This is a genomic window from Krasilnikovia sp. MM14-A1004, from assembly GCF_047159485.1.
GTDB lineage: Bacteria > Actinomycetota > Actinomycetes > Mycobacteriales > Micromonosporaceae > Actinoplanes.
The window spans coordinates 2,227,692-2,249,160 of record NZ_AP038773.1 but is presented as its reverse complement, the minus strand read 5'-3'; the positions used below and the strand labels follow the sequence as shown (position 1 = coordinate 2,249,160).

24 protein-coding genes are annotated in these 21,469 nt (G+C 72.7%); 9 read left to right on the top strand and 15 right to left on the bottom strand.

The window, feature by feature from the left end; all coding sequences use genetic code 11:
* Window positions 1-37: 37 nt before the first annotated feature.
* The 4 genes from ACMCNN_RS10290 to argC all read right to left on the bottom strand — a co-directional run bounded on the left by ACMCNN_RS10290 (window position 38) and on the right by argC (window position 4,308).
* The gene (locus ACMCNN_RS10290) at window positions 38-1,210 is read right to left on the bottom strand and encodes an acetylornithine transaminase (RefSeq protein ID WP_412745953.1); all 1,173 of its coding nucleotides are present in this window, start codon (window positions 1,208-1,210) and stop codon (window positions 38-40) included.
* A complete protein-coding gene (argB, locus tag ACMCNN_RS10285; RefSeq protein ID WP_412745952.1) occupies window positions 1,207-2,073 on the bottom strand; it encodes an acetylglutamate kinase in 867 nt (288 codons plus the stop codon). The genes ACMCNN_RS10290 and argB overlap by 4 nt, the downstream gene beginning before the upstream one ends.
* On the bottom strand, window positions 2,070-3,242 hold the full coding sequence (gene argJ, locus ACMCNN_RS10280; RefSeq protein WP_412745951.1) for a bifunctional glutamate N-acetyltransferase/amino-acid acetyltransferase ArgJ: 1,173 nt from the start codon (window positions 3,240-3,242) through the stop codon (window positions 2,070-2,072). The genes argB and argJ overlap by 4 nt, the downstream gene beginning before the upstream one ends.
* 64 nt (window positions 3,243-3,306) lie before the next feature.
* A complete protein-coding gene (gene argC, locus ACMCNN_RS10275; RefSeq protein ID WP_412745950.1) occupies window positions 3,307-4,308 on the bottom strand; it encodes an N-acetyl-gamma-glutamyl-phosphate reductase in 1,002 nt (333 codons plus the stop codon).
* A gap of 171 nt (window positions 4,309-4,479) precedes the next feature.
* Here argC and ACMCNN_RS10270 point away from each other — a divergent pair, with 171 nt between their 5' ends.
* Window positions 4,480-6,720 (top strand): glycoside hydrolase family 3 N-terminal domain-containing protein, encoded by a 2,241-nt coding sequence (locus ACMCNN_RS10270; RefSeq protein ID WP_412745949.1) that lies wholly within the window; start codon window positions 4,480-4,482, stop codon window positions 6,718-6,720.
* 89 nt (window positions 6,721-6,809) lie between these two features.
* Here ACMCNN_RS10270 and ACMCNN_RS10265 read toward each other — a convergent pair whose 3' ends face one another.
* The gene (locus ACMCNN_RS10265) at window positions 6,810-6,983 is read right to left on the bottom strand and encodes a hypothetical protein (RefSeq protein ID WP_412745948.1); all 174 of its coding nucleotides are present in this window, start codon (window positions 6,981-6,983) and stop codon (window positions 6,810-6,812) included.
* 192 nt (window positions 6,984-7,175) lie between these two features.
* Here ACMCNN_RS10265 and ACMCNN_RS10260 point away from each other — a divergent pair, with 192 nt between their 5' ends.
* The 3 genes from ACMCNN_RS10260 (at window position 7,176) to ACMCNN_RS10250 (ending at window position 9,570) form a co-directional block, all read left to right on the top strand.
* Window positions 7,176-8,213 carry a fatty acid desaturase gene (locus tag ACMCNN_RS10260; RefSeq protein WP_412745947.1) on the top strand — a complete coding sequence of 346 codons (1,038 nt, stop codon included), beginning with the start codon at window positions 7,176-7,178 and terminating at the stop codon, window positions 8,211-8,213.
* Window positions 8,214-8,287: 74 nt separating this feature from the next.
* A complete protein-coding gene (locus ACMCNN_RS10255) occupies window positions 8,288-8,962 on the top strand; it encodes a vancomycin high temperature exclusion protein (protein WP_412745946.1) in 675 nt (224 codons plus the stop codon).
* 11 nt (window positions 8,963-8,973) lie between these two features.
* Window positions 8,974-9,570, top strand: coding sequence for a hypothetical protein (locus tag ACMCNN_RS10250; protein WP_412745945.1), 597 nt, complete (start codon window positions 8,974-8,976; stop codon window positions 9,568-9,570).
* 6 nt (window positions 9,571-9,576) lie between these two features.
* On the opposite strand, the gene pheT is transcribed toward ACMCNN_RS10250, so the two are convergent.
* Both pheT and ACMCNN_RS10240 read right to left on the bottom strand, forming a co-directional pair.
* Window positions 9,577-12,054, bottom strand: coding sequence for a phenylalanine--tRNA ligase subunit beta (gene pheT / locus ACMCNN_RS10245; protein WP_412745944.1), 2,478 nt, complete (start codon window positions 12,052-12,054; stop codon window positions 9,577-9,579).
* A 4-nt stretch (window positions 12,055-12,058) separates the two neighbouring features.
* Window positions 12,059-13,120 carry a phenylalanine--tRNA ligase subunit alpha gene (locus tag ACMCNN_RS10240; RefSeq protein WP_412745943.1) on the bottom strand — a complete coding sequence of 354 codons (1,062 nt, stop codon included), beginning with the start codon at window positions 13,118-13,120 and terminating at the stop codon, window positions 12,059-12,061.
* 309 nt (window positions 13,121-13,429) lie between these two features.
* On the opposite strand from ACMCNN_RS10240, the gene ACMCNN_RS10235 reads away from it, so the two are divergent.
* Together ACMCNN_RS10235 and ACMCNN_RS10230 are read left to right on the top strand one after the other, a co-directional pair.
* Window positions 13,430-13,909: a hypothetical protein gene (locus ACMCNN_RS10235; protein WP_412745942.1), complete on the top strand. Its 480-nt coding sequence runs from the start codon at window positions 13,430-13,432 to the stop codon at window positions 13,907-13,909.
* Complete coding sequence (locus ACMCNN_RS10230) at window positions 13,906-14,217, top strand: transcriptional regulator (RefSeq protein ID WP_412745941.1); 312 nt, start codon at window positions 13,906-13,908, stop codon at window positions 14,215-14,217. Before ACMCNN_RS10235 ends, ACMCNN_RS10230 begins: the two co-directional genes overlap by 4 nt.
* 63 nt (window positions 14,218-14,280) lie before the next feature.
* Here the strand turns inward: ACMCNN_RS10230 and ACMCNN_RS10225 are convergent, their stop codons facing one another.
* The 7 genes from ACMCNN_RS10225 to ACMCNN_RS10195 form a co-directional block, all read right to left on the bottom strand.
* The gene (locus ACMCNN_RS10225; RefSeq protein WP_412745940.1) at window positions 14,281-15,081 is read right to left on the bottom strand and encodes a TrmH family RNA methyltransferase; all 801 of its coding nucleotides are present in this window, start codon (window positions 15,079-15,081) and stop codon (window positions 14,281-14,283) included.
* 34 nt (window positions 15,082-15,115) lie between these two features.
* Window positions 15,116-15,508, bottom strand: a complete 393-nt coding sequence (rplT, locus tag ACMCNN_RS10220; protein ID WP_412745939.1) for a 50S ribosomal protein L20 — start codon at window positions 15,506-15,508, stop codon at window positions 15,116-15,118.
* Window positions 15,509-15,544: 36 nt separating this feature from the next.
* On the bottom strand, window positions 15,545-15,739 hold the full coding sequence (gene rpmI / locus ACMCNN_RS10215; RefSeq protein WP_412745938.1) for a 50S ribosomal protein L35: 195 nt from the start codon (window positions 15,737-15,739) through the stop codon (window positions 15,545-15,547).
* Window positions 15,740-15,799: 60 nt separating this feature from the next.
* Window positions 15,800-16,399, bottom strand: a complete 600-nt coding sequence (gene infC, locus ACMCNN_RS10210) for a translation initiation factor IF-3 (protein WP_412745937.1) — start codon at window positions 16,397-16,399, stop codon at window positions 15,800-15,802.
* Between the two features lie 331 nt (window positions 16,400-16,730).
* Window positions 16,731-17,189, bottom strand: coding sequence for a PH domain-containing protein (locus ACMCNN_RS10205; protein WP_412745936.1), 459 nt, complete (start codon window positions 17,187-17,189; stop codon window positions 16,731-16,733).
* 40 nt (window positions 17,190-17,229) lie between these two features.
* On the bottom strand, window positions 17,230-18,075 hold the full coding sequence (gene hisG / locus ACMCNN_RS10200; protein WP_412745935.1) for an ATP phosphoribosyltransferase: 846 nt from the start codon (window positions 18,073-18,075) through the stop codon (window positions 17,230-17,232).
* 46 nt (window positions 18,076-18,121) lie between these two features.
* On the bottom strand, window positions 18,122-18,385 hold the full coding sequence (locus ACMCNN_RS10195) for a phosphoribosyl-ATP diphosphatase (RefSeq protein ID WP_412745934.1): 264 nt from the start codon (window positions 18,383-18,385) through the stop codon (window positions 18,122-18,124).
* Between the two features lie 78 nt (window positions 18,386-18,463).
* Between ACMCNN_RS10195 and ACMCNN_RS10190 the strand changes: the two genes are divergently transcribed.
* The 3 genes from ACMCNN_RS10190 to ACMCNN_RS10180 are packed head-to-tail and all read left to right on the top strand — an operon-like array spanning window position 18,464 to window position 20,959.
* Window positions 18,464-19,339 (top strand): ABC transporter substrate-binding protein, encoded by an 876-nt coding sequence (locus tag ACMCNN_RS10190; RefSeq protein ID WP_412745933.1) that lies wholly within the window; start codon window positions 18,464-18,466, stop codon window positions 19,337-19,339.
* Window positions 19,340-19,367: 28 nt separating this feature from the next.
* On the top strand, window positions 19,368-20,216 hold the full coding sequence (locus ACMCNN_RS10185; protein ID WP_412745932.1) for an amino acid ABC transporter permease: 849 nt from the start codon (window positions 19,368-19,370) through the stop codon (window positions 20,214-20,216).
* Window positions 20,216-20,959 carry an amino acid ABC transporter ATP-binding protein gene (locus tag ACMCNN_RS10180; RefSeq protein WP_412745931.1) on the top strand — a complete coding sequence of 248 codons (744 nt, stop codon included), beginning with the start codon at window positions 20,216-20,218 and terminating at the stop codon, window positions 20,957-20,959. The genes ACMCNN_RS10185 and ACMCNN_RS10180 overlap by 1 nt, the downstream gene beginning before the upstream one ends.
* Before the next feature lie 8 nt (window positions 20,960-20,967).
* Here the strand turns inward: ACMCNN_RS10180 and ribH are convergent, their stop codons facing one another.
* Window positions 20,968-21,441 (bottom strand): 6,7-dimethyl-8-ribityllumazine synthase, encoded by a 474-nt coding sequence (gene ribH / locus ACMCNN_RS10175; RefSeq protein ID WP_412745930.1) that lies wholly within the window; start codon window positions 21,439-21,441, stop codon window positions 20,968-20,970.
* Between the last annotated feature and the right edge of the window lie 28 nt (window positions 21,442-21,469).

Below are 21,469 nucleotides of genomic sequence, written 5' to 3'. Positions count from 1 at the left end.
TCCTTTGTCGTGCCCTCGCGGCCCTCGGTGCACTCGGTCACGACGACGGCACCTCTTCCAGGGCGGCGGGCAGGGCGGCCAGGAATGAGTCGGCCTGTTCGGTGGTGAGGATCAGCGGCGGGGCCAGCCGGATGACACCGGGCTGTACCGGGTTGACCAGGAAACCCGCGTCGCGCAGCTTGCCGGCGACCGGCGCGGCGACGTCGGCGATGAGCACGATGCCGAGCAGCAGGCCCGACCCGCGCACCCCGGCGATCAGCGGGTGGCCGAGGTTCTCGACGCCGCGGCGCAGCTGCTCCCCCACCCGCTTGACGTTGTCCAGCAGACCCTCGGCGGCGATGGTGCGGATCACCGCGAGCGCGGCCGCGCAGCTCACCGGGTTGCCGCCGAACGTGGTGCCGTGCGAGCCGGGACCGAACAGCTCCGCGGCCGCCCCGAACGCGACGCACGCGCCGATGGGCAGGCCGCCGCCGAGTCCCTTGGCCAGGGTGATCACGTCCGGTTCGATGCCGTCGGCCTGGTGGGCGAACCAGTGCCCGGTACGGCCGACGCCGGTCTGCACCTCGTCGAGGACCAGGAGGGCGCCGCGCGCGGTGCAGATCTCGCGGGCCGCGGCGAGGTAGCCGGGCGGCGGGACGACGACGCCGTTCTCGCCCTGGATCGGCTCCAGGATCACCATGGCGGTGGCGTCCGTGACCGCCGCGGCGAGCGCGTCGGCGTCCCCGTACGGAACATGAGTGACCTCTGGAGGCAGCGGCCGGAACGGGTCCGCCTTGGCGGGCTGGCCGGTCAGCGCCAGAGCGCCCATCGTGCGGCCGTGGAACGCGCCGTCGGTGGCCACCACGTGCGTGCGGCCGGTGAGGCGGGACAGCTTGAACGCGGCCTCGTTGGCCTCGGCGCCGGAGTTGCAGAACAGCACCCGCCCGGGCCGCCCGGCCAGCGCCAGCAGCAGCTCGGCCAGGGCCACCGGGGGCTCGGCGACGTAGAGGTTGGAGACGTGGCCGAGCGTGGCGATCTGCTGCGAGACGGCGGCGACCACGGCCGGGTGGGCGTGGCCGAGCGCGTTGACCGCGATGCCGCCGAGCAGGTCGACGTACTGTCCGCCGTTCTCGTCGGTGACGACCGCGCCGTCGCCCGCGACCAGGGCCAGCGGCGGGGTGCCGTAGTTGTCCATCATGGACTGGGACCAGCGTTCGACGAGTGTGCTCACGAGGGGATCACCATCGTTCCGAATCCTTCCGAGGTGAAGACTTCGAGCAGGGTGGAGTGGGCGACCCGGCCGTCCACGACGTGCGCCGCGGGCACCCCGCCCTGGACGGCGCGCAGGCACGCCTCCATCTTCGGGACCATGCCGGACTCCAGGCGGGGCAGCAGCTTCGCCAGTTCGTCGGCGGTGATCTCGGAGGTGAGCGACGAGGTGTCGGGCCAGTCGGTGTAGAGGCCCGGCACGTCGGTGAGCACGACCAGCTTGCGGGCGCCCAGCGCGACCGCCAGGGCGGAGGCGGCGGTGTCCGCGTTGACGTTGTGGACGACGCCGTCGGCGTCGGGGGCGACCGTGGCGACGACCGGGATGCGGCCCGCCGCGATCAGGTCGTCGACCGCGGACGTGTCGACGTGCGCGACGTCGCCGACCTGGCCGACGTCGACGGGCTCGCCGTCGATGGTCGCGGGGCGGCGCACCGCGGTGAACAGCCGGGCGTCCTCGCCGGACAGCCCGACCGCGAACGGGCCGTGCTGGTTGATCAGGCCGACGAGTTCCCGGCCCACCTGGCCGACCAGGACCATCCGAACGACGTCCATGGCCTCGGGCGTGGTGACCCGCAGGCCGCCGCGGAACTCGCTGGCGATGCCGAGCCGGTCGAGCATTGCGGAGATCTGCGGCCCGCCGCCGTGCACCACGACGGGCTTGATGCCCGCGTAGCGCAGGAACACCATGTCGGCGGCGAACGCCCGCTGCAACTCGGGGTCGATCATCGCGTTGCCGCCGTACTTGATGACGACGCATGTGCCGTGGAAGCGTTCCAGCCAGGGCAGCGTCTCGATGAGAACGGCGGCCTTCTCCTGCGGCGTCATGAGCTGTATGCCGAGTTCTCGTGCACGTACGCGTGGGACAGGTCAGTCGTCCAGATCGTCGCGGACAGCTCACCCTCGTGCAGGTGCACCTGGATCGTCACGTCCCGTCCGGTCAGGTCCACCTTGCTGCGGTCCTCGGCCGCGGCGCCGCCCCGGCACACCCACACCCCGTTGACGGCCACGTCAACCCGGTCCGGCTCGAACGCGGCGCTGGTCGTGCCGACCGCGGCGAGGATGCGGCCCCAGTTGGGGTCGTTGCCGAACAGCGCGGTCTTGACCAGGTTGTTGCGGGCCACGGTACGCCCGACCTCGACGGCGTCGTCCTCGCTGGCCGCGCCGAGCACCTCGATGGCGATGTGCTTGGTGGCGCCCTCGGCGTCCGCGATGAGCTGCTGGGCCAGGTCCTGGCAGACCGCGGTGACGGCGGCGGTCAGCTCCTCCTGGCTGGGTTCGACGTTGGCGGCGCCGTTGGCCAGCAGCAGCACGGTGTCGTTGGTGGACATGCAGCCGTCCGCGTCGATCCGGTCGAAGGTGAGCCGGGTCGCCTCGCGCAGCGCCGCGTCCAGCGCCTCGCTGCCCACCACCGCGTCGGTGGTCAGCACCACGAGCATCGTGGCCAGCGCGGGGGCCAGCATGCCCGCGCCCTTGGCCATGCCGCCGACCGACCAGCCCTCGCCGGCCACGACCGCGTTCTTGGCCACGGTGTCCGTGGTCATGATGGCCTCGGCGGCGGCCGGGCCGGCGTCGGTGGCCAGCGCCTTGGCCGCGGCGGTGACGCCGGGCAGCAGCTTGTCCATCGGCAACAGCTCGCCGATCAGGCCGGTCGAGCAGACCGCGACGTCGCCCGCCCCGATCAGCAGCGGCTTGGACCCGCCGCGCAGCGCCGCGGCGGTGTGCTCGGCGGTGGCGTGGGTGTCGCGGAACCCCTGGGTGCCGGTGCAGGCGTTGGCGCCGCCCGAGTTGAGCACGACGGCGCGGACGATACCGCCGCGCAGCACCTGCTGGCTCCAGAGCACGGGGGCGGCCTTGACGCGGTTGCCGGTGAAGACCCCGGCCGCGATGGCGTCCGGGCCGTCGTTGACCACGAGCGCGACGTCGCGGGCGTCGCCGGTCTTGAGTCCGGCCGAGACTCCGGCCGCGCGAAAGCCCTTGGGGTGGGTGACGCTCACTGGACCTCCCTGTCTGCGATGGGTGCGGTCACGGCAAGGTTCGCGGGTCGTGCGGTGACGGCGGTCATGGCGCCACGCCGTACACCGGCAGGCCGGTGGTCTCGGCCAGGCCGTACATGAGGTTGGCGCACTGTACGGCCTGACCGGCGGCGCCCTTGCCGAGGTTGTCGAGGGCGCTGACGACGATGATCCGGCCGGAGTCGGCGTCCACGCCTGCCTGCAGGTGGCAGGAGTTGGATCCGGCCGTGGCGGCGGTATGTGGCCAGGCGCCGGGCGCGAGGACGTGCACGAACGGCGCGTCGGCGTACGCCGCGGCCAGCACCTCGCGCGGGTCGGCGGCGCCGGTGGGCACGGCCGTCACGGTGGCCAGGATGCCCCGCGGCATCGGCGCCAGCACCGGCGTCATGGACAGCGACGCGGCGCCGGTGGCCTGCTTGATCTCGGGTACGTGCTGGTGCGCGCCGACCTTGTACGGGCTCAGGTCCCCCATGACCTCGCTGCCGAGCAGGTGCTCCCTGGCGGCCCGGCCCGCGCCGGAGGTGCCGGACGCGGCGACCACGACGACGTCGTCCGGGCTGGCGACCCCGGCGGCGATGAGCGGCGCGAGGGCGAGGGTGATCGTGGCGGCGTAGCAGCCGGTGTTGGCGACCCGGCTGGCGGCGGCGATGCGGGCGCGCTGGCCGGGCAGCTCGGGCAGCCCGTACGTCCAGGTGCCGGCGTGCGGGCCGCCGTAGTAGCGGGCCCAGGCGTCCGCGTCGCGCAGCCGGAAGTCGGCGCCGAGGTCGACGATCTTCACGCTCGCCGGGAGCTGCGCCGCCAGTGCGGCGGACTGTCCATGTGGCAGGGCGAGGAAGACCAGGTCGGCGTCGGCCAACGTGGCCGGATCGGTCTCGGCGAGGGTGAGGTCGAGCCCGGCGAGCTGGGGGTGCACCGCGGTCACGGGCAGGCCGGCCCGGGTGTTCGCGGTGGCGGCGACGAGGTCGAACCCCAGGTGTCCGGCGAGCAGGCGCAGCAGCTCGCCCCCGGCGTACCCACTGGCACCGGCGACGGCGACCCGGACTCCCATGCCGAAACCTCCTCTGCATTTCTATGCATGGCACCGTATCAACTCTCAGTCGGGCCGGGCAAGTTCCGGAACCGCCACGGGGTGCCGTAACCGGTTCCGTACTGGAAGACTTCCCATTTGTTCGTGTTCCACCGACCGCGATCCATGCGGTCGACCCACCGGAGGCCGTGCGTGACCGGAGACCCCCCGTACCGGGATGTTTCGCTGACCGTCGACGAGCGGGTCGAGGACCTGCTGGCGCGCATGACATTGGCCGAGAAGCTCGGGCAGATGCTGCAGCTCGACGCGCGCGGCGACATCAAGGAGATCGTCGCGGACAAGCTCGCGGGCTCCATCCTGCATGCGTCACCCCGCACGATGCTGGAGGCGATCGACCTCGCCGCCCGGACCCGGCTGGGCATCCCGCTGCTCACCGCGGAGGACTGCATCCACGGGCACGCGTTCTGGCCGGGCGCCACCGTCTTCCCCACCCAGCTCGCCCTGGCCTGCACGTTCGACGCCGCCCTCGCCGAGCGGGTCGCCCGGATCACCGCGGTCGAGGTCGCGGCCACCGGCATCCACTGGACCTTCTCCCCCGTCCTGTGCGTGGCGCGGGACCTGCGCTGGGGACGCGTCGACGAGACGTTCGGCGAGGACCCGTACCTCATCGGCGAGCTGGGCTCCGCGATGGTCCGCGGATACCAGGGCGCGGGACTGAGCGACCCGACCGCCATCCTCGCCACCGCCAAACACTTCGCCGGGTATTCAGAGACCCAGGGCGGCCGGGACGCCAGCGAGGCCGACCTGAGCCCGCGCAAGCTGCGCTCGTGGTTCCTGCCGCCGTTCGAGCGGGTGGCCCGCGAGGGCGTGCGCACCTTCATGCTGGGCTACCAGTCGATCGACGGGGTGCCGATCACCGCGAACAAATGGCTGCTCAACGACGTGCTCAAACAGGAGTGGGGCTTCACCGGCACGCTGGTCACCGACTGGGACAACGTCGGCCGGATGGTCTGGGAGCAGCGGGTCTGCGCCGACCAGACCGAGGCCGCGGCGGTCGCGGTCCGCGCCGGCAACGACCTCATCATGACCACCCCCGATTTCGGTACGGGCGCCCGGGCCGCCGTCGCCGCCGGGCTGCTGGCCGAGACGGAGATCGACGCCGCGGTACGCCGGATCCTGCGGCTGAAGTTCGAACTGGGCCTGTTCGAGAACCCGCGCGCCCCCGACGCCCGCCGCCAGGCCGCGGTCATCGGTGCCCCGGAGCACGCCGCCCTCAACCTGGAGACCGCGCGCCGTTGCCTCGTCCTGCTGCGCAACAACGGCCTGCTGCCGCTGACGGACACGCCGCGTACGGTCGCGGTGATCGGCCCCAACGCCGACGACCCGCACGCCCAGCTCGGCGACTGGGCCGGAGCCTCCGGGCAGGTCGACTGGATGCCGGACGGCCATCCCCGCGAGCTGACCGAGACCGTCCTGGACGGATTCCGCGCCGTGGTCCCCGCCGGCTGGACGGTCACCCACGCCCGCGGCGCCGACATCGAGCTGCTGGTACCGGACCCGGAGGGCCCGCACTACCCCGACGGGCAGCCCCGCCCGCCGATCTCCCGTCCGGCCCCCGCCGACCCCGCGCTGATCGCCGGGGCGGTCGCCGCCGCGCGGGCCGCCGACGTCGCGGTCGTGGTGCTCGGCGACACGGTCGCCCTCACCGGCGAGGCCTGTTCCACGGCCACCCTGGAGTTGCAGGGCGGGCAGATCGCGCTGCTGGACGCGCTGGCGGGGACCGGCACGCCGACCGTGCTCGTACTGATCAACTCGAAGCCGGCCGCGCTGCCCGACTCAGGCCTGCGCTGCGCCGCCGTGATCCAGGCCTTCAACCCCGGCATGCGCGGCGGCCGGGCCGTGGCCGAGCTGGTGCTGGGCCACATCGAACCGACCGGGCGGCTGCCCATCTCGGTGGCCCGGCACGTCGGCCAGCAGCCGGTCTACTACAACCAGATCCGCGGCCAGCACGGCAACCGGTACGCCGACCTGACCCAGGACCCGCTGTTCGTGTTCGGCGAGGGGCTCAGTTACTCCACTGTCGACTACACCGACCTGGCGATCGCACGGCCGCGGGTGGGTGTTCGCGACGTCGTGCGGGCGACCGTCCGCCTGACGAACACCGGCAGCCGCCCGGCCACCGAGACCGTCCAGGTGTACGTCCGTGACCTGGTCACCAGCGTGACCTGGGCGGATCGCGAGCTGAAGGCGTACCGGCAGGTGACGGTGCCGCCGGGCGCGAGCGTCACGGTCGAGCTGGAGGTGGCGGCCGCCGACTGCACTCTGGTCACCGCGGACGGGCGCCGGGTCGTCGAACCGGGCGACTTCGAGCTGCTGGTCGGCCGCAGTTCCCGCCTCGACGACCTGATCACCGCGCCGTTCACAATCACCTGACGACCTGCTCACCGCGCCGTTCGCGATCACCTGACGACCTGCTCACCGCGCCGTTCGCGATCACCTGACGGCCGCCGGGGCACCCGCGGTCAGCCGAGGGCGTCCTGGGCGACGGCTGTCGCGGCCGCGGCGAAGCCGGTGATGATCAGCAGGATGCTGAACTTCACGGCCCTGCCGTTCTGCTGAGCGTGCGGGCTGTCCAACGCCGCGAGCAGGACACCCACCGCGGCCGCGAGGGCGGCCATCACCAACGTCATCATCACGTCGCTTCGATCGACGGGAGGCACTGCCGTCAGACTGCCGCACCGGCGTCGATCTTTGACCAACGCCGGGATGACGCTTCGTTGAACGAATGCGGCGACCGGCCGGTGCGGGCCGTCATGGCGCCTGCCGTACACGCAATCTTCGTCCGGTGGGTGTGGCCGGTGCGCGGCGCGGGCCCCTACCGTGCCGTGGTGCGAACGATCATGTCGGGCGCGGCGCGTACCCACGGGTCCACGGTGGCCTCGTCCGTGCTGGTCGCGGTCGCCGCCGCCGTCACCTGCGGGCAGTTGTTCGTCCTGCCACTGTGGCTGCTGCCCCGGACGACGGCGTGGGGCTGGCTGCTGGTGCCGTTCGCGCTGTTCACCACGCCGTTGTGGTCGCTGCTGCACGAGGCGATCCACGGCAGCCTGCTCCGCGACCGGACCTGGAACGACCGGTACGGCCGTGCGCTGGCGGTCTGTTACGGGGCGCCGTTCCCGTTGCTCAAGGCCGGGCACCTGCTGCACCACCGCTTCAGCCGTACACCGCGGGAGCGCACCGAGGTCTACGACCCCGCCCGGACGAGCTGGGGCGCGCATGCGCCGGCCTACTACCTGCGGCTCGTCGGTGGCCTGTACCTGGCGGAGGCCGCGTCGGTGATCCTCGCGCCCGTGCCGCGCCGCGGCTGGGCTCTGCTGGCCCGCCACCTCGACGGTCCGGGGACCGTGACGGCGATGCTGCTCGATTCCGTGGCGGCCCGCCGTCTCGGCACCTTCCGGGCCGACGCCGCCCTGATCGCCGGGCTGTACGCCGCCGCCCTCGTCTCCTACGGCACGCACGGCTGGATGCTGGTGGCCGCACTGCTGGCGCGGGCGTTCCTCGTGTCCGTCGCGGACAATTCCTACCATTACGGCACGCCGCTGGACGAGCCGCTGGAGGCGATGAACCTGCGCCTTCCCCGGCCGCTGGAGACGTTCGTCCTGGCCTTCAACCTGCACGGCGTGCACCATCGCCACCCCGGCCTGGCCTGGCCGGACCTGCGGCGGCGGTTCGCCGCCGAGAACGACGTCTTCCACCTCGGCTGGTTCGGCGCGGTGGCCCGGCAGGCACGGGGACCGATTCCCGCGACCGGGGTCGCCGGCGGTCCGCCCCCGCCGGGACCGACGGCCGCGTCGGCCGGCCATCGCCGCGGCGCGGCGGCATCCCGCGGGGAGCCCGGTGCACGGACGGCACCAGCGGGGCGGCCCTGACGCGTCGGGGCGCTCCACCCGTACCCGGACGACCCGGTGTTCGCGCCTTGACCGGGGCTGGCATCGTCGGGCGCATGCGGAAGATCACTCTGCGGCGCGCGCTGCGGCGCCTCGTCAGGGCCGGGGCGCTCGGCGTCGCCGCCGCCGTGCTGACGATGGCGGCCGGTGCCCTGTGGGCGCGGGCCGGGGCCTCGGGGCACGTCTTCACCGAGGACGCGGTGCCTGCGGCGCCCGTGGCGCTGGTACTCGGCGCGCAGGTGGATCCGGGCGGGGTGCCGTCGCCGTTCCTCGCGGCGCGGCTGGAGATCGCCCGGCAGCTGTACGCCGACGGCAGGGTCGGCGCGATCCTGGTCTCCGGCGACCACGGCCGCTGGGAGTACAACGAACCCGGCGCGATGTTCACCTGGCTCGTCGCCCACGGCGTCCCCTCCCAGCAGATCGTGCTCGACCACGCCGGGTTCGACACGTACGACTCGTGCGCCCGCGCCCGGCAGATCTTCGGCGTGCGCCGGGCGATCGTGGTGACCCAGAGCTACCACATCGACCGGGCGGTGGCCCTGTGCCGCCACCTCGGGGTGGACGCCAGCGGCGTCGGCGACGACACGGTCCGCATCTACCGGGAGCCGTGGCTGCACAGCGCGACCCGGGAGCGGGGTGCCGTCGTCAAGGCGCTGTTCGACGTGGCGTCGGGGCGGGACCCGGTGTTCCTCGGCCCGCACGAGACCGGCGTCGAGGCCGCCCTGAGCTGATCGGGGCCCAATTGCCTCCGTTGCCGCGCTTCTCGGCGAGGGAGAAGCCGACGATCGTCCCGACGATCCCTGTCAACGGCGTCACCATCGCCGCGGCGATGCCGATGCTGACCGGCCGGTTCCGGACCCGCGAGCCGACCGTCGCGGGCGGCCCGGGCGCACCCCGACGCGGCAGCGGCCCGCACCTCGGCCACGCTCCGGTACGCGGATCCGTCCGCGCCATACTCGACATCATGCGACAGGCGTACGCGCACCGGGCCGTCCTCGTGCTGGAACCCGGCGCCGACGAACGGGCGGCCGGCGGCGCCATCACCACCGCCCTGTGCGGTCACTGGGCGCACGAGCCGCCGTGCCCGCTGGCCGTGCACCACACCGCGGCGCAGCGCCACGGCGACGAGCTGCACCTGCGCATCCTGTTCGCGACCGCCCCGGACCGGGTGGACGAGGTGCGCGGACGCATCGACGCCGCCCTCGCCGCCGGGCGGTTCACCGGGCCGGAGGGCGGCGTCAGCCGGTGGCGGACCGTGGACAGCGGCTGTGCCCGGCTCGCCGCCGAGGAGCGCCCGCACGCCCGCCGCCTGCTCCACGGTCCGGCCACACCTGCTTGAGCCCCGCTACGCCCCGCGCAGGACCGCGCCGAACCGGTCCGCTGCGGCGGCCACGGCCGCGTCGCGGGCCGCCACGGCCTCCTCGACCGTGAGGGTGCGGTCCGATGCCCGGAACGTCAGCTTGTACGCCAGGCTGCGCTTGCCCTCCCCCAGCTGCTCGTCGGTGTACACGTCGAAGAGGTGCACCGTTTCGAGCAGCTCACCGGCCCCGGCGACCAGGGCGTCCCGCACCTGCGCGGCGGGCACGCTCGCGTCCACGATCAGTGCCACGTCGATCAGGGCGGGCGGGAACGTGGCCAGCCGCACCGACTGCACGACCGGCGCGGCGGGCAGGGCGTCCAGGTCGAGTTCCACCGCGCAGGTACGCCGCGGCAGCTCCAGCGCCGACACGACGGCCGGGTGCAGCTCACCCGCGTACCCGATGAGCAGGTCGTCGACCAGGATGGCCGCGCACCGGCCCGGATGCCAGGGCGCGTACTCGGACGATTCGACGCGGACCCGGTCGGCGGGCAGCCCGGCCGCGGACACCGCGATCCGGGCGGTCTCCACCGCGTCCGCCCACCCGGCCGGGCGGCCGGGGCCCCACCAGCCGGCGGGCTCGATCGCGCCGGTGAACACCGCGGCGAGGTGCCACGGCTGCTCGGGGACGATGTCGTTGGCGGCCACCCAGTCGGCGTCGGACGGGCGGTGCTCGACACCCATCTCCGGCGGCGCGACGGCGGACAGGTGCGGCCGGAACACCGTGCCGATCTCGTACAGGGCCAGGTCGCGGTGGCCGCGGCCGAGGTTGCGCTTGAGCGCGCCGAGCAGCGTCGGCAGCAGAGACGTACGCAGCTGCGGCTCCTCCTCGGACAGCGGGTTGGTGAGCCGGGCGGCGCTGCGCCGCGGGTCGTCGGCCGCCAGCCCGAACGCGTCGTGCACCGACGGCGACACGAACGGGTACGACAGCACCTCCACGCATCCCGCCTCGGCGAGCGCCCGGCCGACCGAGCGGCGGCGGCGCTGCGCCGGGGTGAGGCCGCGCCCGCCCGGTGCCAGCGGCAGGATGCTCGGGATCGCGTCGTACCCGCCGAGGCGGGCCACCTCCTCGACCAGGTCGGCCGGGGCCAGCAGGTCGGGACGCCACGACGGCGGGGTCACCACCAGCGGGTCGGAACCCTCGACGGTGCAGCCGATCCGGGTCAGCAGCTCGACCACCCGCTCCGCCGGGTACGGCACGCCGATCCGGCGCGACGACAGGGCCGGGTCCAGCCGGACCGGGGCGGGCGGCTGGACGTGGTCGAGGTCGAGCACCCGCTCGTCGACCGTGCCACCCGCGTACTCGGTGAGGATCGCGACCGCCCGCTCCAGCGCGACCAGCGGCAGCTGCGGGTCGACGCCGCGCTCCCACCGCTTCGCGGCCTCGCTGAACAGCCTGTGCCGCCGGGCGGTACGCCCCACCATCACCGGATCCCAGTGGGCGGCCTCCAGCAGCACGTTCACCGTGCCCGGCTGCCACTCGCTGGTCTCGCCGCCCATCACCGCGGCCAGCGACACCGGGCCGGTGTCGTCGAGGATCACCATGTCCTCGGCGTCCAGCACGCGGGCCACACCGTCCAGAGTGGTCAGCTTCTCGCCGTGGTGGGCGCGGCGCACCACCAGGCCGCCGCGCAGGCGGTCCAGGTCGAACACGTGCATCGGCTGGCCGGTCTCCAGCATCAGGTAGTTCGTGATGTCGACCGGCAGCGAGATCGTCCGGATGCCCGCCGCGACGAGACGCCGCTGCATCCACTCGGGCGACGGCGCGTCAGGGTCGATGCCGCGCACCACGCGCGCGGCGAACCGGTCACACCCGACGGTGTCCTCGACGCTCACCGGGTACGGCGGCTCCGCCGTCCCCGCCGTGTACGGCAGCCCGCCCGGATCCCGATACGCGCAGTCGAACGCGTACGACAGCTCGCGGGCCAGGCCGCGGATGCTCATCTCGTACCCGCGGTCCGGGGTGATCTCCACGTCCACCAGCACGTCGTCGAGGCCGACGACCGCGCGGGCGTCGGTGCCCGGCTCGGCGACGCCGGGCGGCAGCACGATGATGCCGGAATGGTCCCCGCTGAGGCCCAGCTCGGCCGCGGAGCAGATCATGCCCGCGGAGTTGCGCCCGTACGTCTTGCGGGCGCCGATGGTGAAGCCGCCCGGCAGCTCGCCGCCGGGCAGGATGACCGCGACGAGGTCGCCGACGGCGTAGTTGCGCGCCCCGCAGATGATCTCCTGCGGCTCGGGGTTGCCGACGTCGACCAGGTTGAAGCGGATCGGCTTCTTGAAGCCGGTCAACTCCTCGATCTCCAGCACCCGGCCGACAACCAGTCCACCGGAGACCGTGGCGGCCTGGTCGACGACGGACTCGACCTCGATGCCGAGGCCGATCAGGGCCTTCTCCAGCTCGGCCGCGCTCAGCGACGCCGGCAGGTCGATGTACTCCCGCAGCCAGGACAGCGACACCTTCATCGCGTCAGACCTCCATCCCGTACTGGCGGGCGAACCGGATGTCGCCCTCGACCATCTCGCGCATGTCGCTGACCCCGTTGCGGAACATCAGGGTGCGCTCGACGCCCATGCCGAACGCGAAGCCCGAGTACCGCTCGGGGTCGATGCCGCAGGCGGTGAGCACCCGCGGGTTGACCATGCCGCAGCCGCCCCACTCGACCCAGCGCGGCCCGTCGCGGTGCTGGGCGAACCACACGTCGAACTCGGCGGACGGCTCCGTGAACGGGAAGTAGTGCGGCCGCCACCGGGTCTGCGCGTCCGGCCCGAACATCGCCCGGGCGAAGTGGTCCAGCGTGCCCCGCAGGTGCGCCATGGTGATGCCCTCGTCGATCACCAGGCCCTCGATCTGGTGGAACACCGGGCTGTGCGTGGCGTCCAGCTCATCGGTCCGGTACGCCCGCCCCGGGCAGACGATGTAGATCGGCGGCTTGCGGGTCAGCATGCTGCGCACCTGCGCCGGCGAGGTGTGCGTCCGCATCACCAGTCCGGGCAGGTCCAGATAGAACGTGTCCATCGCGCCGCGCACCGGGTTGTCCGGGCCGATGTTGAGCGCGTCGAAGTTCGCCCACTCCAGCTCCAGCTCGGGCCCCTCGGCGACCTCGTAGCCCATCCCGACGAACAGGTCCGCCATATGCTCCATCAGCGTGGTCAGCGGGTGCCGGGCGCCGCGCGGCCGGCGGTCCCACGGGAGGGTGACGTCGACACGCTCCTCGACCAGCATGCGGGCGGCGCGTTCGCGCTCCAGCTCGGCGTGCCGGGCGTCGAACGCGGCCTGAATGGACTGCCGGGCCACATTGACGCGCTTGCCCGCGTCGGACTTCGCGGCGGGCGGCAGCGAGCCGATCTCGCGCCGGGCGAGGGACACCGGCGACCGGTCGCCCAGGTGGGCGGGCTTCAGCGCGCCGAGGGCGTCCAGGTCGGACGCACCGCCGAAGGCCTTCTCGGCCTCGGCGACCGCGGCGTCGAGCGCCTCGGGGTCGAGCAGGGCGGCCTGCTTCGGATCGTACGGATCGTTGCGGTAGGACATGATCGGGCGAACTCCCTCACACCGGATGAGCCATTCGGCAGTGTACGGAGGCGCGGCTGGGCCGCAGCCCGCCGGTCAGGGAAGTTCGCGCAGGAGGTTTACGCGCGCAGCCCGCGACCAGCGGGCCGGCTAAACATCCTGGTCGTCGTCACGGGCGTCAGCCTACCGCCCCGGTGATCCCGGCCGCCACGCGATACCCGGGCGCGAGGAGCACGGGTGGCGTCGCGATCCCGACGATGACGTCCGGCCCGGTTGACTTTCCCACCAGGAAAGCCAATACTGAGTTTCCCTTCGGGAAAGTGAGGCGTGATGAGCGAACTGACATCCGAGCAGGCGCGGGCCGCCCTCGACACGATCGAGCGGAATCGCCGCAGAGTCATCGACGAGATCGACGTACCCCTCTGGTACTGGGCGGCGCTGGCAGCCGCCTGGATCGCCCTCGGTGTCATCGCCGACCTGAACAATCCGCTGGCCACCACCGTGGCCACCCTCGTGGTCGGCGCCGTCCACTCGTCGATCGCGCCGCGGGTGATCAACGGACGGCGCCGCAGCCGCCGGATGAGCGTGCGCGCCGACGTCGCCGGCCCGCACCTCGCCGCCTGGGTACTGGGCAGCCTGGTCGCCCTGGTCGGGATCACCGTCGGTGCCGCGCTGGCCCTGAACGCCGACGGCGCACGTCACCCGGCCACCTGGGCCGCCGTACTGGCCGCGGTCACGCTCGTGCTCGGCGGCCCGCTGCTGCTGGCCACGGCACGGCGCCGCGCCGTACGCTCCGGCACCGCATCATGACCACACCACGGTTCGACGAGCTGATCCATCCCAGCACCCGGCTGTCCATCGTCTCCCTGCTGGCGGCCGCGGACTGGGCCGAGTTCGGCTACCTGCGCGACCAGCTCGCACTGTCGGACTCCGCGCTGTCCAAACAACTCTCGACGCTGGAGCAGGCCGGCTACGTCACGGTCGACCGCTCGGACCGGCGCCGCGTGCGGGCCCGCCTGACCGGCGACGGCCGAACCGCCTTCCGGGGCCACGTCGCCGCGCTGCAGGCCATAGTGGCCACTGCGCACATCCCGGCGCCCAGCCCGATCAGCGAATGATCACCACGGGGTGGTTCAGCGCAGGGGTGGTTCAGCGCAGGGGTGGTTCAGCGCAGGGGTGGTTCAGCGCAGGGCGCGGGCGGAGGCGTACAGGCAGACCGCGGCGGCGGCGGCCAGGTTGAGGCTCTCCGCGGCGCCGTGGATGGGTACGCGGACCCGGCGGTCGGCAGCCTCCAGCAGGTCGGCGGGCAGGCCGTGCGCCTCGGAGCCGAACAGCCACGCGGTCGGCCGGGCCAGGTCACCCGCGTCGAGCAGGTCGTCGAGGTCGTCGGCGCCGTGCCCGGTGGCGGCGAGCACCTGCACCCCGGCGGCGCGCAGGGCGTCGAGGACGGCCCCGGGTGAACGCTCGCGGACCACGTCGACGTGGAACAGGCTGCCCGCGGAGGCGCGTACACATTTGCCGTTGTACGGGTCCACCGCGTCGCCCGCGAAGACCACCGCGCCCGCGCCCGCCGCGTCGGCGGTCCGCAGGACCGTGCCGGCGTTGCCGGGGTCGCGGATGTCCGCGGCCACGGCGATCAGCCGGGGCCGTTTCGCGAGCGCCTCGCGCAGCCCGACGTCGACCTGGCGGCAGACGGCGACCAGGCCCTGCGGCTGCACGGTGTCGGCCAGCGCGTCGAGAGCCTCGTCGGTGACCGCGGAGACCTGCTCGGCGTCGGCGGCCATCGCGGCGTAGCGGTCCAGGGCGGCCTCGGTGCCGAACAGTTCGATGACCGCGCCCGCGGCCACCGCCTCCCGCACCGCCTGGGGGCCCTCGGCGAGGAAACGGCCGGTCTGCTCGCGCTCGCGGCGCCGCTGCAGGCGCCGGGCCGCGACGACGCGCGGGGTACGGGGCGTGAAAAGGCGCCCCCCGTCCCGGCTCATGCCGGGTCCGGGGGGCGCCTGTCGCACGGGTGGATCAGGCAGCCTGAGCGGCGGCGCCGCCGGTGCCCTCGGCTGCCACCGCGGCCCGCGCGATCTCGACGATCGCCGCGAACGAGGCGGCGTCGTTGACGGCCATGTCGGCCAGGATCTTGCGGTCCACCTCGATGCCGGCCAGCTTCAGGCCCTGGATCAGCCGGTTGTACGTCATGCCGTTGGCGCGGGCGCCCGCGTTGATCCGGGTGATCCACAGCTGGCGGAAGTCGCCCTTGCGGTCCCGGCGGTCGCGGTACGAGTACTGCATCGAGTGCAGCACCTGCTCCTTGGCCTTGCGGTACAGCCGCGAACGCTGACCGCGGTAGCCGCTGGCGGTTTCCAGCAGGGTACGGCGCTTCTTCTGGGCGTTCACAGCGCGCTTGACGCGTGCCATATCGGTACTCCTATCGGGGAACGGGTGTGGCGCGCGTCAGCGGCCCAGCATCTTCTTGACTCGCCTCGTGTCGGCCTTCGCCACCACGACGGTGCCGGTCATCCGGCGGGTCACGTGGGAGGACTTGCCCTCCAGCCGGTGCCGCTTACCGCACTGCTCGGTGACGATCTTGCCGCGGCCGGTAACCTTCGCCCGCTTGCCCATGCCGGTGTGGCTCTTCATCTTCGGCACTTCTCGAACGCCTCTTTCTCGATCTTGCTCTGCTCCGCCCGGAAGGGACCGGGCGGAGCGTCACTCTGCGGTGGTGTCGGCGGCTGCGTCTGGCGGTGCCTCGGCACCCTCGCCCTCGCGCTGCTCACGGGGGGTCTTCCCACTCGCGGCGACGGCAGCAGCCTTGGTAGCCCGGTGGGGGGCCAGGACCATGATCATGTTTCGGCCGTCCTGCTTCGGACTGGCTTCCACGAAACCCAGGTCCGCGATCTCCTCGCTGAGCCGGCGCAGGAGCCGGAAGCCCAGCTCCGGGCGGCTCTGCTCGCGACCGCGGAACATGATCGTCACCTTGACCTTGTCGCCCGCCTTGAGGAACCGCACCACGTGACCCTTCTTGGTCTCGTAGTCGTGCGGGTCGATCTTCGGCCGGAGCTTCATCTCCTTGATGACGGTCTGCTGCTGGTTGCGCCGCGCTTCGCGCGCCTTCAGTGCGCTCTCGTACTTGAACTTGCCGAAGTCCATGAGCTTGCACACCGGCGGGCGCGCCATGGGCGCCACCTCGACCAGGTCCAGGTCGACATCCGCGGCCAGCTGGAGGGCGCGCTCGAGCGGGACGATGCCCACCTGCTCACCCTCCGGACCGACCAGACGGACCTCACGAGCCCGGATCTGTTCGTTCACGCGTGGTTCGACGCTGATGAGGCCTCCTTAGAACGATGTATCTCGCCTGCCCGGCGCCGGGATTTCCCGGACGGGCACCGCCAATGTCGGTCGGCCTCGCACACCCCCCGGCTACGGGGGCGACGGGAAAGCAGAAGGCCCCGGACATGCCGGGGCCCGCTCGACCGGTCATCGGCGCCCAAGAGGACGCGCCCCGCCTCCGGGTTTGATCCCGGAGCGGGTGACCGGACCCGGACACCGGTGATGGTGACTCGGGTGGGAACCAGCGGGCTCCTCTTTCGCGCGGAACTGATACGGCTCCGCGTGGTCGACTGACGAAGTCTACCAGCCCTCAGGATGCCGCGTCCGCCGCGGCCCGATGCAGGGCCCGCAGCGTGCGAACCCCCTCCACCGCGTACTCGCGGTCGGCCGCCTGGAGGGCGTGCACCGAGATCGTCTCGTCGTCGTGCAGCTCCAGGGTCGCCCAGGGCGAATTGCGGTCGAAACGGACCGCCCGCACCACCGACCAGGGCAGCTCGTAGCCGCCGACGACGTTGCGGACGCGCACCCCGGCCGCGTCGGCGCTCACCCGGGGCCGGGTGAAGGCCAGGATGCCCAGGCCGATGAGTACGCCCAGGCCGATCATGGCGCTCTGGTCGCCACGCTCGAACCGGCCGAAGCCGTCCCCGGTCGAGCCGTGCAGGCCGAAGCTGAGCACGGTGAACAGGATGACCACGGCCGCCGCGGCGGCACCCGCCACCCAGCGGATGCGCCGGGGGCGGTAGACGACGGGAACGGAGGACTGCGTCACGTCCACCACTGTGCCACTCCCCTCCGGAACGACTGAACGCTCATAGCCGGCAGTTGTGGATGTCGGTGACCAGGATGGCCCGGGCGCCCAGCTCGTACAGCTCGTCCATGATCCGGTGGACTTCCTTGCGCAGCACCATGGCCTGCACCGCCACCCAGCCCTCGCGGTGCAGCGGGGAGACGGTCGGCGACTCGATGCCGGGGGTCAGGCCGGTCGCCTGCTCCAGCAGGTCGGCGCGCACGTCGTAGGCCAGCATCACGTACGAGCGGGCCACCAGCACCCCCTGCAGGCGGCGCATGAGCTGGGCGACGCCGGCGGGGGCGTCCGTACCGTCGCGCCCGATCAGGATCGCCGAGGACCGCAGGATCGGCTCCCCGATCGTGACCAGCCCGGCCTGGCGCAGGGTGGCCCCGGTCTCCACGACGTCCGCGATGACATCCGCGACGCCGAGGCGGACCGCGTTCTCCACGGCACCGTCGAGACGGACCACGTCCGCCTTCAGGTTGTGCTCGGTCAGGTGCTGCTCCACCACCCCCGGATACGCGGTGGCGATGCGGCGCCCGGCGATGTCGTCGGCCGAGGCCAGCGTGCCCGCCGGGGCGGCCCACCGGAAGGTGGCCCCGCCGAAGCCGAGGTCGAGCAGCTCGGCGGCGGGCACGCGAGAGTCGACCAGCAGGTCGCGGCCGGTAATGCCGAGGTCCAGGTCACCGGAGCCGACGTAGGTGGCGATGTCGCGGGGCCGCAGGTAGAAGAACTCGACGTTGTTGGCCTCGTCCCGGCAGACGAGATCCTTCGGGTCGGTGCGCTGGCGGTAGCCCGCGTCCCGCAACATCTGCGAGGCCGGCGCGCTCAACGTGCCCTTGTTCGGAATGGCGATGCGCAGCATGACGTGCTCCTTGAAGTCGGGGTGGAGTACTCCTCGAGGCGGCACGTCACAGATGTCGGTAGACGTCCTCGAGCTCCAGACCGGTCGCGATCATCAGCACCTGGGCCTGGTAGAGCAGCTGGGAGATCTCCTCCGCGGCCCGCTGCGGGCCCTCGTGCTCGGCAGCCATCCAGGACTCGGCCGCCTCCTCGACGACCTTCTTCCCGATGAAATGCACGCCGCGCTCCAGCGCCGCGACCGTCGACGAACCCGGGTCCCGCTGCTCCGCCTTCGCCTTCAGCTCGGCGAACAGCTCTTCGAACGTCTTCACGGGAGCCGATTGTGGCAGCTCATCACGGGATGGCGTCGGACGGCCCCAGTGGTTGGGACGTGGCCTAGGCTGCGCTGCATGCCCAGCCGACACTCGCGCACCGCGCTCGGGGGCGCGGTACTGCTCCTGGCCGCCCTCGCGGGATGCGCACCCGCCGACGACAATCCGTCCCAGAGCGGCTCCGCATCGGCCTCCGGCAACCCGTGCCCGCGCGGTGGGCTGGCCACCCGTACCCCGGGCAAGCTCACCATCGCCACCGACGATCCGGCGTACGCGCCGTGGTTCAGCGACAACAAGCCGGACAACGGCAGGGGCTTCGAGTCGGCGGTGGCGTACCAGGTCGCCGACCGGCTCGGCTATCCGAAGGAGAACGTCACCTGGACCCGGGTGACGTTCAACAACGCGATCGCGCCCGGGCCGAAGGCCTTCGACTTCGACATCAACCAGTTCTCCATCACCGACCAGCGCCGCCAGGCCGTGGACTTCTCCACGCCGTACTATCTGGTCCGCCAGACCGTCATCGCGCTGAAGTCGTCGAGGATCGCCGGGGCGAAGACCATCGCCGAGTTGCGCAGTGCCAAGCTCGGCGCGCAGGTCGGGACGACCAGCTACCAGGCCATCACCGACGTGATCAAGCCCACGGTCCAGCCGCAGGTCTACAACAGCAACGACGACGCCAAGAAGGCCCTGCAGAACGGGCAGATCGACGGGCTGGTGGTGGACCTGCCGACCGCGTTCTACATGACCTCCGCGGAACTTCAGGACGGCGTCATCGTCGGGCAGCTGCCGCAGGTCGGCGTGCCGGAGCAGTTCGGCCTCGTGCTCGACAAGGGCTCCCCGCTCACCGGCTGCGTCAGCACGGCTGTCGACCAGCTCCGCCAGGACGGCACGCTCGCGGTGCTGGAGAAGACCTGGCTGGCGGGCACGGGCGGAGCCCCCGAACTGACCCCATGACCGATCGCAGCAACGCCGCGGGGTCCGCGTGACCGCGGCCGCCTACCAGCCCAGCGACATCCAGCGCGGGCGGATCGCCCACCGGCGGCGCCAGACGGTCGGCTCAGTGCTGCTGGCCGCCGCCTCCACCGCGGTCGTGGGCACTCTGCTCACGGTCGCGGTGACCGGGGCGCCGGGCTGGGAACGGGTCAAGCAGTCCTTCTTCGACCCGCAGGTGGCCCGCGAGGCGCTGCCCGCCATCGTCGTGGGGCTGTGGCTCAACATCCGGCTGCTGGCGGTCTGCGCGCTCGCGTCGCTGGCACTGGGGCTGCTCGTCGCGGTGCTGCGCACGCTGCGCGGCCCGGTGTTCTTCCCGGTCCGGGCCGTGGCCACGGGCTACACGTACGCGTTCCGCGGGCTGCCGCTGATCATCGTGCTGTACCTGTTCACGTTCGGGGTGCCGGGGCTTCGGCTGCAGGGCACGCCGAGCGTGCTGGTGCTGGGCGGGGCGGCGCTGGTCGTCACGTACGGGGCGTACCTGGCGGAGGTGTTCCGGGCGGGCATCGAGTCGGTGCATCCGAGCCAGCTGGCGGCGGCCCGGTCGCTGGGGCTCACGTACCGGCAGACGATGCGGTTCGTCGTGCTGCCGCAGGCGGTCCGCCGCGTGGCGCCGCCGCTGCTCAACGACACCGTGGCGCTGCAGAAGGACGTCGGCCTGGTGTCCCTGGCCGGTCCCATCGACGCGGTACGGGCGGCCCAGATCGCCACGGCCGAGCACTTCAACTACACCCCGTACGTGGTGGCCGGGGTGCTGTTCGTGCTGCTGGCCCTGCCGCTGATCGTGGTGACCGACTGGGTGACGCTGCGGGCGGCCCGCCGCCAGTCCGGGGGTGCCTGATGCCGGTGCTGTCCTGCGCGGGCGTCCGCAAGGTCTTCGGCGCGCGCGTGGTCCTCGACGACCTGAGCCTCGACGTGGACGAGCACCGGGTGGTGGCCCTGATCGGCGCCTCCGGCTCCGGGAAGTCGACGCTGCTGCGCTGCGCCGCCCTGCTCACCGAGGTCGACGACGGCACGATCCACCTGGACGGCGAGGAGATCACCGACCCGCGGGCCGACCCGGACGCCGTACGGCGCCGCATCGGCATGGTGTTCCAGGCGTACAACCTGTTCCCGCACATGAGCGTGCTGGACAACATCACCCTGGCGCCGGTGCGGGTGCACCGGCGGCAGCGGGACGAGGCGCGGGCGCAGGCCCGCGAGTGGCTGGACCGGGTCGGGCTGGCGGACCAGGCCGACAGCTACCCGGACCGGCTCTCGGGCGGTCAGCAGCAGCGGGTGGCGATCGTGCGGGCCCTGGTCAACAGCCCCCGGCTGCTGCTGCTCGACGAGGTCACCTCGGCGCTGGACCCGGAACTGGTCGGCGAGGTGCTCACGATGATCCGCGACCTGAAGGCCGAGGGCATGACGATGGTGCTGGCCACCCACGAGATGGGTTTCGCCCGCGAGGTCGCCGACGAGGTGGTCTTCCTGGACGCGGGCCGCGTCCTGGAGGCCGGGCCGCCGCAGCGGGTGCTGGGCGACCCGACCGAGCCCCGGACCCGGCAGTTCCTGTCCCGGATCATCGAGGCCGGACGGCTCTGAGGGCCGGTCTATCCGGGCAGCCCGCGGATGGTCAGCGCGGCGTCGAGCACGGCGACCGTACTCTGCCAGCCCTTGTCCTCGATCGAGTCCTCCAGCCCGGCGCGGTCGCGGGCCTGCCCGATCGACTCCACGGTCAGCACGCCGTGCGCCACGGGGGTCTGCTCGTCCAGGCCGACGCGGGTCAGACCGGCGGTGACCGCGTCGCACACGTAGTCGAAGTGGGCCGTCTCCCCGCGGATCACCACCCCCAGCGCGACCACCGCGTCGCACCGCTTGGCCAGTGCCTGCGCCACGATCGGCAGCTCGACCGAGCCCGCCACCCTGGCCACGACCACGTCGTCCACGCCGCACGCCTTCGCCGCGGCGCGGGCGCGTTCGACCATGTGGTCGACCAGGCTCGCGTGCCACCGGGAACCGACGATGCCCAGCCGCAGCCCGGCGGCGTCGACGGTGTTCAGGTGCGGGTCCCCGAAGCCGGCCATGAGTTCTGCCTCCCCCTCGTCAAGTGAT

Coding starts and splice junctions, on each gene's coding strand:
- argB (WP_412745952.1), bottom strand. CDS start 2,073: ATGACGCCGCAGGAGAAGGCCGCCGTTCTCATCGAGACGCTGCCCTGG.
- argC (WP_412745950.1), bottom strand. CDS start 4,308: ATGGGAGTCCGGGTCGCCGTCGCCGGTGCCAGTGGGTACGCCGGGGGC.
- ACMCNN_RS10255 (WP_412745946.1), top strand. CDS start 8,288: ATGCGGAAGATCACTCTGCGGCGCGCGCTGCGGCGCCTCGTCAGGGCC.
- pheT (WP_412745944.1), bottom strand. CDS start 12,054: ATGAAGGTGTCGCTGTCCTGGCTGCGGGAGTACATCGACCTGCCGGCG.
- ACMCNN_RS10240 (WP_412745943.1), bottom strand. CDS start 13,120: ATGTCCTACCGCAACGATCCGTACGATCCGAAGCAGGCCGCCCTGCTC.
- ACMCNN_RS10235 (WP_412745942.1), top strand. CDS start 13,430: ATGAGCGAACTGACATCCGAGCAGGCGCGGGCCGCCCTCGACACGATC.
- ACMCNN_RS10230 (WP_412745941.1), top strand. CDS start 13,906: ATGACCACACCACGGTTCGACGAGCTGATCCATCCCAGCACCCGGCTG.
- ACMCNN_RS10225 (WP_412745940.1), bottom strand. CDS start 15,081: ATGAGCCGGGACGGGGGGCGCCTTTTCACGCCCCGTACCCCGCGCGTC.
- rplT (WP_412745939.1), bottom strand. CDS start 15,508: ATGGCACGCGTCAAGCGCGCTGTGAACGCCCAGAAGAAGCGCCGTACC.
- hisG (WP_412745935.1), bottom strand. CDS start 18,075: ATGCTGCGCATCGCCATTCCGAACAAGGGCACGTTGAGCGCGCCGGCC.
- ACMCNN_RS10190 (WP_412745933.1), top strand. CDS start 18,464: ATGCCCAGCCGACACTCGCGCACCGCGCTCGGGGGCGCGGTACTGCTC.
- ACMCNN_RS10180 (WP_412745931.1), top strand. CDS start 20,216: ATGCCGGTGCTGTCCTGCGCGGGCGTCCGCAAGGTCTTCGGCGCGCGC.
- ribH (WP_412745930.1), bottom strand. CDS start 21,441: ATGGCCGGCTTCGGGGACCCGCACCTGAACACCGTCGACGCCGCCGGG.